The sequence below is a fragment of the Microcoleus sp. PH2017_34_RAT_O_A genome (genome assembly GCF_020737885.1).
GTDB lineage: Bacteria > Cyanobacteriota > Cyanobacteriia > Cyanobacteriales > Microcoleaceae > Microcoleus.
On record NZ_JAEQDD010000036.1, the window covers coordinates 47,033 to 63,306 of the forward strand.

Sequence of the window (16,274 nt, forward strand, 5' to 3'; positions counted from 1 at the left end):
TTCTTTTTCCCTAAAGGTTTGATAGTTCGGACTTCAGTCCTTCTGCTTCTATACTCGCGTTTGACTGTGCAGAATTTCTGCTAACAGCATCTCTTGGCTTTTCGCAGGTTCTTTGCAAGTCAAACACTCACAAACTAACCCGATAACACCTTCAGGTAAATCAGCCTCAATCTGACAGACAGCAGTCGGATAATACCGCGAAATCAATCCAGAAATCTGGTCGGGCGACGTGCGAATTAGGGTAGAATGCTGGTACCAATCTAAAGCCGAAAGTAGACTCGGACAAGCTTGGGGACTATCTCGGACAATACTGCTGAAAGCTTGCAAAGCTTGTTGGGCGCGATCGAGATATTCTAAATTTTGACCCAGCAGCGCCAAGCGAACCAAAGAGGCGATCGCAATTCCATTGGCCGCCGGAGTAGCATTGTCAGTATAACTGCGTTCCCGCACCAACAAATCCCCGCTAGCATCCTTAGCAGTATTGTAATACCCGCCCAATTCCAAGCTCCACAAAAACTCATCAAACTCATCTTGCACCCGCACAGCTTTCTCCAACCAAAACTGAGAATTCGGCAATTGCTGTACAGATTCCCCGTTTCCTAACATCAAACTCGCTTGATGCAAATCCAACAAAGCTTTCACAAACAAAGCATAATCTTCCGACTGCGCCGCCACCGCCGATTGTCCGTCATAATTGAGTCGCTGAAACCGCCCGTCAATCCACTGATTGTCTAAAATAAAATTAGCAGCTTTCACAGCCAATTCCAAATACTCAAAATTCCCAAAAACAGCCGCCGCCCGCGCCAAACCCGAAATCATTAAGCTATTCCAAGCCGCAATCATTTTCGTGTCAGTAACTGCTGGAATTCTCCCCGGCCAACTGTCGTTTTTTGCTTCCTGATTGTTCCGCGCTGGCGGAAAGGTTTTTACAGTATCTGGATGGCCGCCGTAGCGCAGAGCAAAAAGTTTAGCTAAAGCCGTTTCTACCGTGGTACTGAATTTTCCCGGATGTCGGCGCTGCAATACATTTTTGCCTTCAAAATTGCCGCTGCGACTAATATCAAACGCTTCTTGAACTTCAGCAAATTCCTCGACAGTTAACAGCGTTTGTAGTTCGGTGTAAGTCCAAACATAAAACGCTCCTTCTTCCGGCTCAGACCCCCCCGTTGTCCCCCCTTGGTAAGGGGGGGTTGGGGGGGTAAAACTGTCAGCATCCTGTGCAGCATAAAAATAGCCAGTCGGCGCAGTCATTTCTCGCTTCAACCATTCTACTGTCCGCGCGATCGCACTTTCAAAAGCTGGCTCTTCAATTCCCGCGCTCCACAAATTCGCTAAATACTCAACAATTTGACCGTTATCGTAGAGCATTTTTTCAAAGTGCGGCACAGTCCAAGTTGCGTCAACCGTGTAGCGGTGAAATCCCCCCGCTACGTGGTCGTAAATGCCGCCCAAGGCTAAGTCTAAGCCGCGCTGAGTGCAGACTTGTTTGCTGTCATATTTTGCATCAAAATTAAAGCGCGTTCCCCGCAGTGCTAAATCAGCATAGGGCATCATTGGAAAACTCGGCCCGGGGTTACTCCGGGCAATAATTCCGGTATTGAGTTCTAAGCCTTTTTGGAAGACTTCGCGATTTAATTCTGCGGTTGTTACTGACAGCAGCGCCGACTGGTGGAGGTTGTCTAAAATTTCTCCTTTGAAGGCTTGCAATTTGCGCTTTTCTGTATCGTAAAAGCGGCGAATAGATTGCAACACTTCTAAAAATCCGGGGCGTCCGTAGCGCGGAGTTACGGGGAAATAAGTGCCACCGTAGAAGGGAACTCGCTCGTCGGGAGTGAGAAAAACGTTGAGAGGCCAACCGCCTTGGCCCGTCATCATTTGCAAGGCTTGCATATATATGCTGTCGATGTCCGGGCGTTCTTCGCGATCGACTTTTATCGGTACAAACTGCGAATTCATGTATTCGGCGATCGCGCGATCGGAAAATGCTTCTCCTTCCATCACTGTACACCAGTGGCAACTAGAGTAGCCAATTGACAAAAAAATCGGTTTATTTTGGCCCAGGGCCGTTTCTAAGGCTTCGTCGCACCAGGGCCACCAGTCGATCGGGTTTTCGGCGTGTTTCCGCAGGTAAAGGCTTTGGGATTGAGCAAGACGGTTGACCATAATCAAAGATAATTTAACTTGTGCTGAGTAAGTTTGTCAGTTATTTAGCAGTTTAGCGTGAGATGTTTTAGTTAAGTTTTGGCGACAATCATGTTTTAATATTATTACTGATTATCTCGATATAAAATGAGTTTATCATCTCGTCGAAATTTCAATCAACGGCTCGGACATTTTTTGTTGAGTGTTGTAGTTCCTCCTGTCATTCTCAAACAGTGCCAATCCGAACCATCTGAAAAAGCAGAACCATCTAACAAGCCTCTATTAAAAAGCAATAGTGACTCCAAAAAACAGGCAAAAAAATTAGTTCAAGAAGTAGAATTATTCGTACCGACTTTTTTGGGAAATGACCAGCGCAGGTTTTACGGTAGAGGTGTCCCCAAAGGCTTGAAGTTAATCAAGAAATTTGAGCTAGGAAGCGGCCGGACTTTTTTGGGAAGGCAATCTCAAGTTTGGAGTGGTGCCGGTTGGACTGGACAGCCAACAATTATCAGAGATCGGGATAAAACTTATTTAATTATAGGTGCTTTTGACCACTATTTGCACAAAATAGACATGGCGACAAATAAAGAAGTTTGGCGCTATGAATTTGATGATATAATTAAAGGAAGTTCAACAATTTATATCGACAAAACAGCCAACGCCGAAAACAGAATTGTGATTTTGCAAGGCAGCCGCAGTGGCGGTGGTGGCAAAAATCTTGTCCCGAGTTTTAGGGCAATATCTTTTAGAACCGGTAAGGAACTGTGGAAGTTGGACATCCGGAGAACGCCCAGCTACAGTCAGGATAACGATAGCAGTGCTTTGTATCTGGGCGATGGCCTGTTGTTCAATGCGGGGGAAAATGCGATCGGCTATTTTCTCAATAGTTCTGCCAGCAAAGCTAAAGTTAAACAAGGAATTAAGCAACCGCAGATCTTGTCGGAAGTACAGCTTTATGCGCCAGGAGATATCAGCAAGCACGGCGGTAACTTGGTAGCAGAATCATCACCTTCTCGGCTCAAAGATAGACTGTTTATAGCTGCGGGTTCTGGACATATTTATGGGATAAGTATTAAAACAAAAAAGATAGTATGGGATTTCTATACTGGTTCAGATATTGATGGAAGTGGTGTAATATCTAAATCGGGTAAACTGTTTTGTGCGATTGAAAAACAATACATTGCAGGTAACGGCGGAGTCCTCAAACTAAATCCGAACAAAGAACCGAATGCCAGCGTCGAATGGTTTTTACCTACCGGAAATCGCCGACTTTCAGGCTGGGAAGGCGGGATAATCGGTTCGGTGGCGTTGAATGATGAGTACAATCCTGGGGGATTTCCAGCGCTATTTGCCACAAATGCGATCGATGGCAATTTGTACATCGGTTCCCAAGATACGATTACAGGTAAAAAGAATTCTGTACCTTGGCGAAATCAGTCTTACGATACTCCGGTAATCGTGTTTAAAAAGGAGATTGGTTCTTCGATTTCGACTCCGATTTTTACGGATGGCAATAAACTGATTAGTGCGGGATATAATGGTGTTTATTTGTTTGAGTTGAAGTGGGAACGAGCGAAGTCGGGGGATAAGAATGCTTTGAAAAATGCTAAGGGCGAGTTTTACCGTTTGAAGGTAAAAGAATCGGGTAGATTTAAGCCGGGTTTATCGTTTGAGGCGACACCTGTTGTTTGGGATGGGCTTGTGAGGATTTGCGCCCGGGATGGCTGGATGTATACTTTGGGTTAGAATTGATATTTTCCACAATACAGCAGCAACAGGCAAGATGCCTGTTCCACAATACAGCAGCAACAGGCAAGATGCCTGTTCCACAATACAGCAGCAACAGGCAAGATGCTCCACAATACAGCAGCAACAGGCAAGATGCCTGTTCCACAACTAATCAATTATCTTGTGGAATGGGCATCTTGCCCGTTCGATCGACTTTCGGCAGTTTCCGGGTGTTGAAATCCGCCAATGTCACCACCTACCGTTTAACAGCGCTTGTCTCTATCATGGAAAGGATATCAGGAATTATAGGAAACTTATTATATGGCGACCAATGACAGTCAAATAAATCAAATTTACGGTGCTGAGGATGCCCAAGGTATTTTACAGCTTGCGATCGCACGGCGACAAGATGACGGCGAACTTTCCCGAGTGCAGCTTTTCGAGATTGGGGCGGAATTAGGCATTTCCGAACAGGATATCGTGGCGGCGGAACAGCAATGGTTAGCCACTAGAGGTGAATTTCAGGAAAAGCTGGTTTTTAACTCTTACCGTCGCGGCAAATTGCGAAAAAACTTGACAAAATACGGCATTGTCAATACTTTTTTAGTTTTGTTTAATCTAGCAGGATCGCATGAGCTTTCTTGGTCACTCTTCATTTTACTAACCTGGGGATTGGGATTGTCGCTGAATGCTTGGAATGTTTATCAAACTGAAGGGGAAGATTACGAACAAGCTTTTGGGCGGTGGCGTTTGAAGAAACAGGTGGGAGAGTCTATCGGCACTGCGACGGATAAGTTTATGAAGTGGTTGCAGTCTTGATATTCAGTCACTCTTTTGTCAATGACATATTTATCAGCTAAAGTCTGCGATTGATTCACAAACTTCGCAATTACAGAGGAAACTAATCAATTTTAACATCAGGCTTCATCGCCCTGACTTCTGCTTTTAGATGAGGATTTAACCTCCAGGCAGGCTATTGCGAAGTGGCAACAATTAATTGCAAATGTAATTAAGTTCGATCGCGCAATCCCAACCTCAACCAAAAAATGCTATAATACCAACTTTAACTGCTAAACATATCCGCGAGCCGAAAACACAAGAAAATCTTATGGTGATTATTACCTCACAAGAAATTGCCCAATTTCGATCGCAATTAGCGGAATATCCCGCAGCCCTCAAAGCCCTAGACGAAATCGAAGATTGTGAAGGCAACATCGAAGATGCAGCTATTTCTCTAGCAATTCAAGCTGGACAAGAACCGAATATCTCTGAAAACTGGTTGGATGGATTGGCAAAAAGATGCCGCGTTGCTATTTGCAAATCTGAGGTAAAAGAAGAGTTGATAAACGGACAATTGAATGCTGCTTTTAGAGATTTAGTTGCTGCCAAAACTTGCCCGCAGATTTTGGTAACATCGGTGATTATTTATGTATTTAAAACTGGGGTAAATGATTTTTGCGAGCCTCTTGAATATCAGTTGTAAAGGTATCGATGGAGTTAAGATTCCCCGATTTCCCAAAACATGATACAACGAGGGGATTGCGTAGAGATAGCTACGCTGCGCGTACTTTTATCTATCACTGTGCGCGGCTGTAGCTAGCGGGTACGACATCCGGTGACAAACCCAAAGATTTCCCCAGCAAGCGAGCAAGTTGCACTAAAAAATTAGCAGTATCTTCGTCACCTTCCCGGGCCATTGAAGCTGATATCTGGATTAGCATCTGCACAAATCCCGCATCTATTAAATCGGAACAGGAACTTAAAACCTCTGGTTCTTGACCGTTGGGACAGGTAAGCACTCGCTCGATCAAGTTCAAATAAGCCTCTTGACGTTCTGGATTCATTTTGGGGGGAAATGTACAGTAAATAATTTATTATTACGTTTAACTCGGTTCTGTCAATCAGGCGATCGCACAAGCGATCCCCGTCTTTCCTCTAGAAACTCCATTCAGTCAGGAATAGACAGAAGCTTAAAGAAAATCTTAAGTTTTTTGATGCTACTTTAGTGGAGATCTCGGCGCTGATGGCGCACCCTACAATTTAAGGGTAAGGTGCTGATGGCGCACCCTACAATTTAAGGGAATTAGGAATATCAAACATGAAAATAGGAATATTTTTAGGAAATCTAGGAAATCCCGCCATCTACTATCCGACACTAGGCAAAATTACTGGCGGAGTCGCGGCGAGCATTTTTCTGTGCCAATTGTTGCAATGGCAAACACAACAGTCTAACTCGGGCGAATGGGTGAAAACTAACAGCAGCGAAATTGAAAAAGCTACTGGTTTAAATCGCGAAGAACAGGAATTAGCGATACGGCTGCTGAAAGTGCGATCGCTCCTGAAAGCAAAATCCACAAATCCCAACACCGACACTCTCGAACTCTGGGCGGATATTGACGCCTTCGAGGAAAAATTTAATAACTTGTTGACACCTACTTCCGGCGATAGCATAACACAAACAAGCCGCGAAAACAACAATCTTCCTCTAGAAATATTTGCCGAAACTTACACCCCAGAGCGTGCGGTTAAAACTGACAAGTTTTTCGGGCAACCGCGGCAGCAAATAGCGGTTGCAGTCAATCCAAATTATCGATTTAGCGGGCCTTGGAATTCCCAAGAAGAACTGCATAACTTTCAGCGAGCTTTAGAAGAATATGCCAGACAGCATAACTTATGGTTTGGCAATCCTTCGGGATGGGCTTTTAAAATTATTGATAGCATGACAAAGGGCTTAACTTCGACTTTTTGGGACGAGTTTATCGCGGGAATTCCTTTAGGAGAAAGTCAGAAAGTTAAGCGGGAGTGGGAAATTGAGCCGGAAGTGCCTTATCCGGCGTTTGAGGAGGAGCGAATTCAGTATTACGTGCACAAGGGCGAACCGCTGGAAGCAGCGGTATCTAAAGCTCGTGCTGATTTGAGAAACCCGGTTTTGGGGAAGGATTTGTGGGAGGGTTTTTTGCGAAAGTGCGATCGCCTTGCGGATGATGCGCTCAAAGCCAAAAACCAAGGGGTAGAAACCGCATATTTACCGTCTTCCTTCAACGAAAGACCGCAAATTACCAAAGAAAGTGTGATGAATAAATTAGGGGCGATCGCGCCGCAATTTGCCCTTAATCCATCCACATCTGAACCAATTCCTGAACCGCCAAAAATCGAACAACAACAGCCACCAACTACAGACGAAATCCCGAGTATTTCGTTTTTGCAAAAAGCTTACCAAACTTCTCTCGGTCGAAGTATAGTTGAAAAACAAATTGCTGCTAATCCAGAATGGGGCTATGAAATTTTTGACGGTGAAATTGTAGAATCTATCCCTTTTTAATGAGGCTAAAATGAAACGAATTAGCGATATCAATCCGCTGGGAAGTGAGCGCCCAAATCCTTCTAATCCAGAAAGAGAAAAGCTGCGTCAGGAAAGATTGCAGCGCGAGAAAAATTCAGGTTTTCAGCAGTTAATAGAGCTTTGTATTTTGGGCGAATACGACATGGCTAAACAACTTGCAGCCAGAAATTCTAGCTGGGGTTATGAAATAGTTGATGGAGTTGTAGTGGAGCAGATAGATTAGGTTCGTAGTGAGGACTTTAGTCCTTTCAAGTTCGTAGTGAGGACTTTAGTCCTTTCAGCCTCGGTTTTAAGGACTGAAGTCCTTACTACAAACCTAGTTTTGTGCATATGTTATAATTACAATAGAGACTTAATTTGTTTGAAGATTATGACAGTTATTAATGCCAAAAACTTAACATTAGGAGAAGTCCACCGTCTTTTCGGCTTACAAAAGCACTACAACAGCTCATTTACCTCGCTGTTATCCCTTGAAGATATAACAGAACACGAACAGCAGGAACTTATACAAATCCGGGATGACTTCGATGACTACATCTCTACCGATCGCGTTTCTGAAGGATTGGTACAAGCTCTGACTACTTTTCCCTTAATGCGATTAGCTGGCTTCTACCGCCCACCTATTAAAATTAGTCTAGAACAAGACATTGCCGAAATTAGCATTGAAGATGAAGACATAATCATTAAAGGGCGGTTTGATATTTTGGCAGTCAATAAATTAAAATCATTAAGAAGTGAAACATCTTTTTGGGTTTTAGTGATTGAAACTAAAAATTCAGGAATCAACGCATTTATGGGTTTATCCCAATTGCTTACCTATGCTTATCAAAATTTAAAATATCAAGACGCAATCTGGGGTTTGACAACCAATGGAATGGAATATCAGTTTGTCAATATCCGTCGTGGAAATCCGCCCACCTATCAGTTAATGCCTTTGCTAAATCTGATGGAACCAGAATCTTCAGTTGTGTTGCTGCAAGTGTTCAAAGCTATTTGCAAGCTCTAACAATCCAATCTTGAAACGGCGGAAGCAGCTTTTATATGTACAGAGGCGGTTTCAACCGCCGAGTCTTCTGCACAAAAAAATGAGGCGGGGAGAATTCCCACGCCTCAATTTTTAGCTAGCTTTTTCTCTACAAAATAGAGTTGTTAAAGCTTAGTAGCCTCTGGTGTTAGGCTTGTGCACGATGAAGCTCAGCACTTGGCACTGCTTCACGTTGTCAAAACCCATGACGCGGATGTAGCAGGTGGGGTTTTCAGAGCGGCAAGCTTGAACTTCAGTCATGATTTCTTGGACGCTGCGAGCACCAAACAAAGGCAACTTCCACAATGTCCAGTAGCGCATTTCAGCGGCAGAGGTTTCGTTGAATTCTACGCCGGGAATGTAGCCTTGATCCAAGATGTATTGCAGTTGCTTGGCAATTTGGGCGTCTGTCAGCGGGGGCAAATATGACAGAGTTTCGTAACGACGCTCTTTAGGTAAAGTCTTCATTTTTTGTATCTCTAAGGTGTGTGTTCGATTCGCCAAGTGCGATCGATTAACTCGACAAATTATCCAGATTCGGTTCAGAATCTATTGAGGATGTTTCAGGATTGCTGCTAGCCACAGACCAATTAAGCTGCGTAATTCGCTCCAAATGCTGGCGTCTGTGTTCCATATTCGCCTGTTGAATGCCAGTACAAACCATTTCTGGCAAAAATTCCGTCACATCGTGCGCCAGATATTCTCGCACCGTCATGATCCGAAATCCTAAATCTTGATTTTCCCTCAGCAGTTCCTCAATGTAAGCTTCTCCATCTTGGATTTTGCCCTTGGTGGAAAAGTCATTCAGCCAGATTGCCAGAGGAGGATTGGTTTCGCTCAACTGAGCTACAACAATCCGCACGGATTGATAGGTTAGGTAACTTGCCAGCACCTTAGCGGTGTCTTTCGCAACTTGTTTGAGATCCATTTGACCCCAGCTCCCTCAAATTTTAGGTTTTGAATTTTAGATTTTGGATGCAAACTTACTTGTAAATCTTCTTCAAAGATAAAGACTTAACAGCAAGTTTGCGACCTAAAACTTAAAATCTCTAACCAAAAATCATCAAACGGTATCCATTGCCTCGAACTCAAACTTGATTTCTTTCCAGAGTTCGCAAGCAACAGCCAATTCAGGGCTCCATTTGCAAGCTTCGCGAATGATGTCTCCGCCTTCGCGCATCAAGTTGCGGCCTTCGTTACGAGCTTGAACGCAAGCTTCCAATGCAACGCGGTTAGCTGCTGCACCAGGTGCGTTACCCCAAGGGTGGCCCAAGGTGCCGCCGCCGAACTGCAAGCAGGAGTCGTCGCCGAAGATTTCAACCAAGGCTGGCATGTGCCAGATGTGGATACCACCGGAAGCAACTGGCATGACACCAGGCATGGAGGCCCAATCTTGGGTGAAGTAAATACCGCGGCTGCGGTCTTCTTCGATGTGGTCTTCGCGCATCAAGTCTACGAAGCCCATCGTGATGCCTTTTTCGCCTTCGAGTTTGCCCACAACTGTACCGGAGTGCAGGTGGTCGCCGCCGGACATCCGCAAGCACTTGGCAAGCACGCGGAAGTGGATACCGTGGTTCTTTTGACGATCGATCACGGCGTGCATAGCGCGGTGAATGTGCAACAGAATACCGTTGCGACGGCACCATTTGGCCAAGCTGGTGTTTGCAGTGAAACCACCGGTTAGGTAGTCGTGCATGATGATGGGGGTTTTGATTTCTTTGGCGAACTCAGCCCGTTCCATCATTTCTTCAAAGGTAGGGGCGGTTACGTTGAGGTAGTGACCCTTGACTTCGCCAGTTTCTGCTTGAGCTTTTTCAATAGCTTCTTGAACGAACAAGAAACGATCGCGCCAACGCATGAACGGTTGCGAGTTGATGTTTTCGTCGTCTTTGGTGAAGTCCAAACCGCCGCGTAGAACTTCGTAAACGGCGCGGCCGTAGTTCTTAGCAGACAGACCCAATTTGGGCTTAATTGTACAACCCAGCAAAGGACGGCCGTACTTGTTCAATTTGTCGCGCTCAACGGTAATACCGTGAGGAGGGCCTTGGAATGTTTTCAGGTAAGCAATGGGAATCCGCAAGTCTTCTAACCGCAGAGCACGCAGAGCTTTGAAACCGAAAACGTTACCAACCAAAGAGGTCAGCAAGTTGGTGACGGAACCTTCTTCAAACAAATCCAAAGGATAAGCGATGAAGCAGATGTATTGGTTGTCTTCACCGGGAACTGGCTCGATGTCGTAGCAGCGACCTTTGTAGCGGTCGAGGTCGGTCAGGAGGTCAGTCCACACAGTTGTCCATGTACCGGTGGAAGATTCAGCAGCCACAGCAGCTCCAGCTTCTTCTGGGGGAACTCCTGGCTGAGGTGTGACGCGGAATGCTGCCAAAATATCTGTATCTTTCGGCGTGTAGTCCGGTGTGTAATACGTTAGTTTATAGTCTTGAACTCCGGCTTTATACCCAGCCTTTGATTGAGTTTGGGTTTGCGCGTAAGCCATATCTCGCTTCCTAGTATTCGCTTAATTTTTTTGCCCGATCGCAGGCTCTTAGAAATATATCAATAAAGTGGCGCGTTACAATTTTAATATTCTTTTAATCATCATAAGTATTGTTTATTTAGCTTTACATTAGGAAATTTTATGTAACATATCTTATCAAACAAAAGTGGCGAAGGATGCAGGGCTAAGGGTTGGGGATCGATGAGATTTTAGATTTTAAATTTTAGATTTTAGATTGGAGAAGGAGAAAAAATTAGTCATAAATACTTAAATTATGGTGGAGATCGATTAAATTTTAGATATTAAATTTTGGGTTGGGGGTAGGAAAAAATTAGTTATAAATACTTATAGAACTCCAAAGGTACGTTGTTGGGCTTCAGCCCTCTTTACATATATGTAAAGAGGGCTGAAGCCCAACAACGTACCTAAAAGTCGGCAGCATAGCACATAATATGGACAGGACTTGTGCGGCAAACCGGGTTTCTGCGTTAGCTGCACGTAAGTCTACTATGGATATCTAGCCCCATCTTTACTCTGGTTGTGCCTCACCCCCCTTCACAAGCCGTCCACTGCATCAATCCAGATTGCCCAAGGCCTTACCCTCAGACTTGGGGCAACAATTTTTGTCAGAGTTGCGGGACTCCGCTGCGGCTAAAAAATCGCTACATACCTCTACAAGGGCTCGGTACCGGGGGTTTTGCAGCTATCTACACAGTTTGGGACGCAGAAACTCAAACCGAGCGCGTCCTCAAATTGTTGCTCGAAACTTCTCCGAAAGCGCTAAAACTGTTCGAGCAAGAAGCTTGGGTTTTGGCTATTTTGCGGCATCCTGGTGTCCCGAGAGTCGAGCCGGACGGTTATTTTCACGTCCAAACCCAAAATTTGGGAGGCGGGGATGGAAATGCCACAGGGAGGCGCTTACCTTGTTTGGTAATGGAAAAGATTCACGGCAAAACTTTAGAAGAAATTCTTGAAGATCACCCTCAGGGATGTCCGCAGGAATGGGTGTTTAGCTGGCTGAGTCAAGCTGTGCAAATTTTAGAGGAGTTGCATCGGTGTCAGATTATTCACCGCGACATTAAACCGTCCAATTTGATGCTGCGAGACCCGGAGTCGCCCCAAGTGTTGCTGAGCAAAGGTTTGGGCGGTTTGCAGTTGGTGGCGATCGACTTTGGGGGAGTTAAACAGATGGGCGGTGGCGAACCGGCGGGGAAAGATTCTCCGAGCTCGACGCGGTTGATTTCGCCTGGGTACAGCCCGCCGGAACAAATTGTTGGGGGCCAAGTTGTCCCCGCGACGGATTTTTATGCCCTCGGGCGGACTTGCATTCATTTGCTGACGGGGAAATATCCCGCGGAAATTGAAGATCCGATGACGGGGGAGTTGCGCTGGCGCCACATTGTGTCTGTGAGTCCGGCTTTTGCGAATTTGTTGGATGATATGGTGCGATCGAATATACAGCAGCGTCCGGCTTCGGCTGCGGATGTTCGATCGCGTTTGCAGGATATTTATGCTAAGAGTAAGGGCAAAATTGCGTTAGCCCCAGTCAGTCAAGCTATTGTGGAATTTTGCCGGCAAGTAGTGGTGGCGACGGCGCAAAAAACGGCAAGTTTGACGGTTTTGGTGTTCGGCGCGATCGCCCAAATTGTAGTAGCTTCTCTAGATACGGGCTGGGAAATGGTGCTCGGTGGGGTTGGTGGATCCGCAGGGGCGATCGGCGGTTTGGTTTTGGCCTATGCTTCGCCTATTGGCCCGGAATTTGCGAGTTTTTTGAATGAAGGTTTGCACCAATTAATTCCTTATATGAGTTTTAATGTCGGCCCGGAAGTGCTCTTGTTTGCTTTTGCGGGCTGGGGTACTGCGATAGGTTTGACGGATGCGGGGAGTTTTCGCCAGCAAAAACAGTATTGGCTGTCGGGATTGATGGGTGCTCAGGGCTATTTGTTGGCGAGTTTGTGCTGGATGGAAGCGACTGCTTTTAGCGGCGTGCAGGGGATTATTTTGGGGGCATTTGCGATCGCCACTTTAACGATCGGCATGGGTTTGCGGAGTCACCAATTAGCGCACGCTTTGGTGGTGGCTGCTTGTTCGACGGGAATGTTTCTATTTTTGAATGCTTTGAGCATTTTTCCAGGGAGTTTTTTAGGAATTTTGGATCTTTCGTCTGGTTATCCCTTCGGCTGGTTGCAGATTGGGAGTTCAATTGCATTTTTTGGTTTGTTGGGAAGTGCGATCGGGTTTTGTTTGGGAGTCAGTCATTATTTGGTTGTGCCTTTGTTAAGGTGGTTGGGTTGGAAGTAGGAATTAACTAATTAAATATTCAACATTTCACCTCAAATTCAGATCCCCCTAAATCCCCCTTAGAAAGGGAAACTTTGAGAAGGCTCTTGTCCCCCCGACCTAAGCGGGGTTAGGGGGTTTCTCCGGGTTTTAAAACTCTTGTGGGGTAGGCTTCTAGCCCGCCCCAAAATCTACAATTTAGAGGCTAGACAGCTTATAATCTAATACCGTTTACTTAAGACCGCCCTGAGGGTAAAACCCTATGATAAATAGATACGGAGATTGCTTCGTTCCTCTCTTCGGACTATTCTAAGTAAACCGTATTGGTGTATAAGCAGCAACTGTCAAAATTATGCGGTCGCCTACATTCATAAAAAAGCAACAAAACTTGTTGTTTTATTTGATAGTTAATTGGGCTGATTTTATCCGATCGCCCATTTTACCCGTAATCGCAATCTTTCCGGGGCGCAGCGCCCGAAACGTGCCCGGTTGCGCGCCCATATGATGAAAGGTGCGATCGAGTAACGGCCGCGAATTCGGAGGCTTGGTTGGCGCACCAGGCCCCGGTTCCTGATAATCTGGAGTCCGCAGCCCGAAAGTTAATGGGGGTAGCAAATTGCCTTTTGAATCAGAGGCGATCATTTCAAAGGTAATGCGATCGCCCACGCGCACTGTCGCCACTTCTGGCTGAATCCGAACATCCCAATCTGGCGGATAAACAACACCCGACATCAAGAGTGTTTTTTGTCCTGTTTTTGCCAACACGGTAAACTTTCCCGGCGCAATTCCCGTCACAGTTCCATCTTGCGAAAGTTGGATAACTTTGGTATCTTGTGATGACCAAACTGCTGGTTTTACCAACAATGCGAACTCAGATACTCCGCAATCTGAACCGCTGCCTTCCCCGATTTTTAGTTTAACGTTTTTACCTGCAATTAAAGGGTTAACGTCTTCAAATTTGTAAGCCAGACAAGGAGTTGTTTTAAAGATACCGAGAGTGGTTTTAAAGATGCCTGCCGTCACCACGATCGCATCCCACGCGGTACAACCAATTGCTACCAGTACCAGCGCAACTGAGGTTCCGTAGCCGACGGTGATTATTTTTTGTTTTCGATCAAACTGATGCCAGTCTCTCATTGTTCTTTCGATCGCACTTTCCTCAAAAGTTACTTGCCTCTAAGGGCGATCGATCTATTTCTGTATGCCAAAAACAAAATTGGCATAGGGTTCGATAAAATATATTAAAATTTCGATATTGTCTAGTGCGAGCTTCTAGATCGCACTGTATGGTTAATCGATCGGATATAATATCATGGTAGACTAGATATTTGGTGAATCAGGTTTTATGAATTTGCGAACTGTTGACAAATAGAAGTCCAATGATACTTGAAACTGATAGATTGATTTTGACACCGATTGTAGAGAACGATCTCAACAAGCTGCACGCCATTTTTACCGATTCCTATGTCAGGAGATATTTGTGCGACGGTCAAATTTGGTCGCTAGATCCAGTGGAAGAAATGATCGAACAGAACGAACAACTGTTTGGAGAAAAGAAATTCGGCTTGTGGTTTATCGAGAGAAAGAACGATCGCGAAGTTATTGGATTTGTGGGGTTGTGGTATTTTTTTGAGGAACCGCAGCCGCAGTTGGTCTATGCGCTGTTGCCGAAAGCTATTAAAAAAGGCTACGCTACTGAAGCATCCACCAAAATATTAGAGTATGGTTTTGATGAACTTGGATTAGATTATCTGGTTGCAAGTTGCGATCGCCCAAACATTGAATCATGCAAATTAGCAGCCAGACTCGGGATGAGACAAGTAGAAGAAAGGATTGTCAATGAAAATCCCATATTATTCTTTAGAATCGATAAGTAGTAATTAGCAGTCAGGGCGCAATGCACAAATGGCTTTCGGTGGTGGGAATTGGCGAAGACGGACTTTCGGGATTGAGTTCGATCGCCCTTTCGTTACTCGATCGATCTAAAATCGTTGTCGGTGGCGCGCGTCACCTCGCAATGCTACCCACCGACGACACCCGCGAAAAATTAGTTTGGGCTTCACCACTACAAACCACAGTTGACAGCATCATCAGCCGTCGCCCAGAGGCTGTTTGCGTGCTCGCAAGTGGCGATCCGATGTGTCACGGGATTGGTGTCACGCTGTCGCGCCGGATTCCGATCGCCGAAATGACTGTGATTCCCGCAGCATCGGCTTTTAGTCTGGCTTGCGCCCGTTTGGGTTGGCCTCTGGCGGATGTTGAGACTTTCAGCTTAACAAATCGCCCGATCGCCTCGATCGCCCTTAGTTTCTCTCCCGGTGCGCGGTTGCTAGTCTTGAGTGCCGATCGACACACGCCTGAAAAAGTTGCCCAATTGTTGACACAGCGGGGGTTTGGCAGCAGTTTGATGACCGTGTTCGAGCGGATGGGATCGCAGGCGGAACGGCGGATCGAGGGAGTTGCAGCAGCTTGGAATGCGACGGATTTAGCCGATTTGAATGCGATCGCCATTGCAGTTACAGCCGATCGCGAAACTCTGATTGTTTCCCGCACCTCCGGCTTACCGGATGCAGCCTATCGCCACGATGGACAGTTGACAAAACGGGAGGTTAGAGCCGTTACGCTGTCGGCGTTAGCGCCGATTCCGGGGGAGTTGCTGTGGGATGTGGGCGCGGGCTGCGGTTCGATCGCGATTGAGTGGATGCGGAGTCATCGGAGTTGTCGGGCGATCGCGATCGAGCGCCATCCAACTAGACTGGAATATATTGCTGAAAATGCCTCTAATTTGGGTGTTCCCGAGCTCAAAATCGTCACCGGATCAGCACCGGATGCTTTGGCAAATTTGCCGCAACCAAATGCTATTTTCATCGGTGGCGGTGTCACCGCAGAGGCTTTGCTAGAAACTTGTTGGAATGCTTTAGGTGAAGGTGGCCGATTAGTTGTGAATGCGGTGACGATTGAAAGCGAACTTAAGATTTTGCAATGGCATTCTTTGCATGGTGGGGAACTGATTAGAATTGGGATTCAGCGGGTTGGTGCGATCGGTTCTTTTCAGGGTTGGAAACCGCTTGCACCGGTGACTCAGTGGGCGGTTGTTAAGAGGTAATATCAATTCTGATTGGATCGGATTGATTTAACCACAGAGTACGCAGAGAACACAGAGGAAGAGATCAGAGAGATGAATCATTCCGATGAAGAGCGGATTTAATCTAAAAGGCGATCGATCTTTTTCCTAGAAAGCTATAATCAGTAATATCCTCTGG

Annotated in this window: 16 protein-coding genes; 10 read left to right on the forward strand and 6 right to left on the reverse strand. The window is 45.8% G+C overall.

The window, feature by feature from the left end:
• Nucleotides 1-48 precede the first annotated feature (48 nt).
• The gene (locus tag JGK11_RS14210) at nucleotides 49-2,163 is read right to left on the reverse strand and encodes a thioredoxin domain-containing protein (protein ID WP_293212089.1); all 2,115 of its coding nucleotides are present in this window, start codon (nucleotides 2,161-2,163) and stop codon (nucleotides 49-51) included.
• Between the two features lie 126 nt (nucleotides 2,164-2,289).
• On the opposite strand from JGK11_RS14210, the gene JGK11_RS14215 reads away from it, so the two are divergent.
• The 4 genes from JGK11_RS14215 (at nucleotide 2,290) to JGK11_RS14230 (ending at nucleotide 5,353) form a co-directional block, all read left to right on the forward strand.
• The gene (locus JGK11_RS14215; protein ID WP_293212090.1) at nucleotides 2,290-3,888 is read left to right on the forward strand and encodes a PQQ-binding-like beta-propeller repeat protein; all 1,599 of its coding nucleotides are present in this window, start codon (nucleotides 2,290-2,292) and stop codon (nucleotides 3,886-3,888) included.
• A 71-nt stretch (nucleotides 3,889-3,959) separates the two neighbouring features.
• On the forward strand, nucleotides 3,960-4,205 hold the full coding sequence (locus JGK11_RS14220; protein WP_293212091.1) for a hypothetical protein: 246 nt from the start codon (nucleotides 3,960-3,962) through the stop codon (nucleotides 4,203-4,205).
• Nucleotides 4,192-4,689, forward strand: coding sequence for a 2TM domain-containing protein (locus JGK11_RS14225; RefSeq protein ID WP_293180923.1), 498 nt, complete (start codon nucleotides 4,192-4,194; stop codon nucleotides 4,687-4,689). The genes JGK11_RS14220 and JGK11_RS14225 overlap by 14 nt, the downstream gene beginning before the upstream one ends.
• 289 nt (nucleotides 4,690-4,978) lie before the next feature.
• Nucleotides 4,979-5,353, forward strand: coding sequence for a hypothetical protein (locus JGK11_RS14230; RefSeq protein WP_293180920.1), 375 nt, complete (start codon nucleotides 4,979-4,981; stop codon nucleotides 5,351-5,353).
• Nucleotides 5,354-5,447: 94 nt separating this feature from the next.
• Here the strand turns inward: JGK11_RS14230 and JGK11_RS14235 are convergent, their stop codons facing one another.
• A complete protein-coding gene (locus JGK11_RS14235; RefSeq protein ID WP_293180917.1) occupies nucleotides 5,448-5,714 on the reverse strand; it encodes a hypothetical protein in 267 nt (88 codons plus the stop codon).
• 254 nt (nucleotides 5,715-5,968) lie between these two features.
• Between JGK11_RS14235 and JGK11_RS14240 the strand changes: the two genes are divergently transcribed.
• The 3 genes from JGK11_RS14240 (at nucleotide 5,969) to JGK11_RS14250 (ending at nucleotide 8,219) form a co-directional block, all read left to right on the forward strand.
• Complete coding sequence (locus JGK11_RS14240) at nucleotides 5,969-7,192, forward strand: hypothetical protein (RefSeq protein WP_293212092.1); 1,224 nt, start codon at nucleotides 5,969-5,971, stop codon at nucleotides 7,190-7,192.
• Between the two features lie 10 nt (nucleotides 7,193-7,202).
• Entirely contained in the window at nucleotides 7,203-7,436 is a 234-nt protein-coding gene (locus JGK11_RS14245) for a hypothetical protein (protein WP_293180911.1), read from the forward strand.
• A 147-nt stretch (nucleotides 7,437-7,583) separates the two neighbouring features.
• The gene (locus JGK11_RS14250; RefSeq protein WP_293180908.1) at nucleotides 7,584-8,219 is read left to right on the forward strand and encodes a restriction endonuclease subunit R; all 636 of its coding nucleotides are present in this window, start codon (nucleotides 7,584-7,586) and stop codon (nucleotides 8,217-8,219) included.
• A 150-nt stretch (nucleotides 8,220-8,369) separates the two neighbouring features.
• Here JGK11_RS14250 and JGK11_RS14255 read toward each other — a convergent pair whose 3' ends face one another.
• The 3 genes from JGK11_RS14255 to JGK11_RS14265 form a co-directional block, all read right to left on the reverse strand.
• Entirely contained in the window at nucleotides 8,370-8,705 is a 336-nt protein-coding gene (locus JGK11_RS14255; protein ID WP_293154020.1) for a ribulose bisphosphate carboxylase small subunit, read from the reverse strand.
• A gap of 46 nt (nucleotides 8,706-8,751) precedes the next feature.
• A complete protein-coding gene (locus JGK11_RS14260; RefSeq protein WP_293154023.1) occupies nucleotides 8,752-9,165 on the reverse strand; it encodes a chaperonin family protein RbcX in 414 nt (137 codons plus the stop codon).
• A 135-nt stretch (nucleotides 9,166-9,300) separates the two neighbouring features.
• Entirely contained in the window at nucleotides 9,301-10,731 is a 1,431-nt protein-coding gene (locus tag JGK11_RS14265) for a form I ribulose bisphosphate carboxylase large subunit (RefSeq protein WP_293154026.1), read from the reverse strand.
• A gap of 540 nt (nucleotides 10,732-11,271) precedes the next feature.
• Between JGK11_RS14265 and JGK11_RS14270 the strand changes: the two genes are divergently transcribed.
• Nucleotides 11,272-13,032, forward strand: a complete 1,761-nt coding sequence (locus tag JGK11_RS14270; RefSeq protein ID WP_293212093.1) for a serine/threonine-protein kinase — start codon at nucleotides 11,272-11,274, stop codon at nucleotides 13,030-13,032.
• 375 nt (nucleotides 13,033-13,407) lie between these two features.
• Here JGK11_RS14270 and JGK11_RS14275 read toward each other — a convergent pair whose 3' ends face one another.
• Nucleotides 13,408-14,148, reverse strand: a complete 741-nt coding sequence (locus JGK11_RS14275; protein ID WP_293206465.1) for a hypothetical protein — start codon at nucleotides 14,146-14,148, stop codon at nucleotides 13,408-13,410.
• A gap of 242 nt (nucleotides 14,149-14,390) precedes the next feature.
• On the opposite strand from JGK11_RS14275, the gene JGK11_RS14280 reads away from it, so the two are divergent.
• Together JGK11_RS14280 and cbiE are read left to right on the forward strand one after the other, a co-directional pair.
• A complete protein-coding gene (locus tag JGK11_RS14280) occupies nucleotides 14,391-14,888 on the forward strand; it encodes a GNAT family N-acetyltransferase (protein WP_293196812.1) in 498 nt (165 codons plus the stop codon).
• Between the two features lie 20 nt (nucleotides 14,889-14,908).
• Nucleotides 14,909-16,117, forward strand: coding sequence for a precorrin-6y C5,15-methyltransferase (decarboxylating) subunit CbiE (cbiE, locus tag JGK11_RS14285; protein ID WP_293180896.1), 1,209 nt, complete (start codon nucleotides 14,909-14,911; stop codon nucleotides 16,115-16,117).
• The last annotated feature ends 157 nt before the right edge of the window (nucleotides 16,118-16,274 follow it).

Excerpts from the sequence above, each read along its gene's own strand:
- JGK11_RS14210 (WP_293212089.1), bottom strand. The coding sequence starts at position 2,163 with ATGGTCAACCGTCTTGCTCAATCCCAAAGCCTTTACCTGCGGAAACAC.
- JGK11_RS14215 (WP_293212090.1), top strand. The coding sequence starts at position 2,290 with ATGAGTTTATCATCTCGTCGAAATTTCAATCAACGGCTCGGACATTTT.
- JGK11_RS14220 (WP_293212091.1), top strand. The coding sequence starts at position 3,960 with ATGCCTGTTCCACAATACAGCAGCAACAGGCAAGATGCTCCACAATAC.
- JGK11_RS14225 (WP_293180923.1), top strand. The coding sequence starts at position 4,192 with ATGGCGACCAATGACAGTCAAATAAATCAAATTTACGGTGCTGAGGAT.
- JGK11_RS14230 (WP_293180920.1), top strand. The coding sequence starts at position 4,979 with ATGGTGATTATTACCTCACAAGAAATTGCCCAATTTCGATCGCAATTA.
- JGK11_RS14235 (WP_293180917.1), bottom strand. The coding sequence starts at position 5,714 with ATGAATCCAGAACGTCAAGAGGCTTATTTGAACTTGATCGAGCGAGTG.
- JGK11_RS14240 (WP_293212092.1), top strand. The coding sequence starts at position 5,969 with ATGAAAATAGGAATATTTTTAGGAAATCTAGGAAATCCCGCCATCTAC.
- JGK11_RS14245 (WP_293180911.1), top strand. The coding sequence starts at position 7,203 with ATGAAACGAATTAGCGATATCAATCCGCTGGGAAGTGAGCGCCCAAAT.
- JGK11_RS14250 (WP_293180908.1), top strand. The coding sequence starts at position 7,584 with ATGACAGTTATTAATGCCAAAAACTTAACATTAGGAGAAGTCCACCGT.
- JGK11_RS14255 (WP_293154020.1), bottom strand. The coding sequence starts at position 8,705 with ATGAAGACTTTACCTAAAGAGCGTCGTTACGAAACTCTGTCATATTTG.
- JGK11_RS14260 (WP_293154023.1), bottom strand. The coding sequence starts at position 9,165 with ATGGATCTCAAACAAGTTGCGAAAGACACCGCTAAGGTGCTGGCAAGT.
- JGK11_RS14265 (WP_293154026.1), bottom strand. The coding sequence starts at position 10,731 with ATGGCTTACGCGCAAACCCAAACTCAATCAAAGGCTGGGTATAAAGCC.
- JGK11_RS14275 (WP_293206465.1), bottom strand. The coding sequence starts at position 14,148 with ATGAGAGACTGGCATCAGTTTGATCGAAAACAAAAAATAATCACCGTC.
- JGK11_RS14280 (WP_293196812.1), top strand. The coding sequence starts at position 14,391 with ATGATACTTGAAACTGATAGATTGATTTTGACACCGATTGTAGAGAAC.
- cbiE (WP_293180896.1), top strand. The coding sequence starts at position 14,909 with ATGCACAAATGGCTTTCGGTGGTGGGAATTGGCGAAGACGGACTTTCG.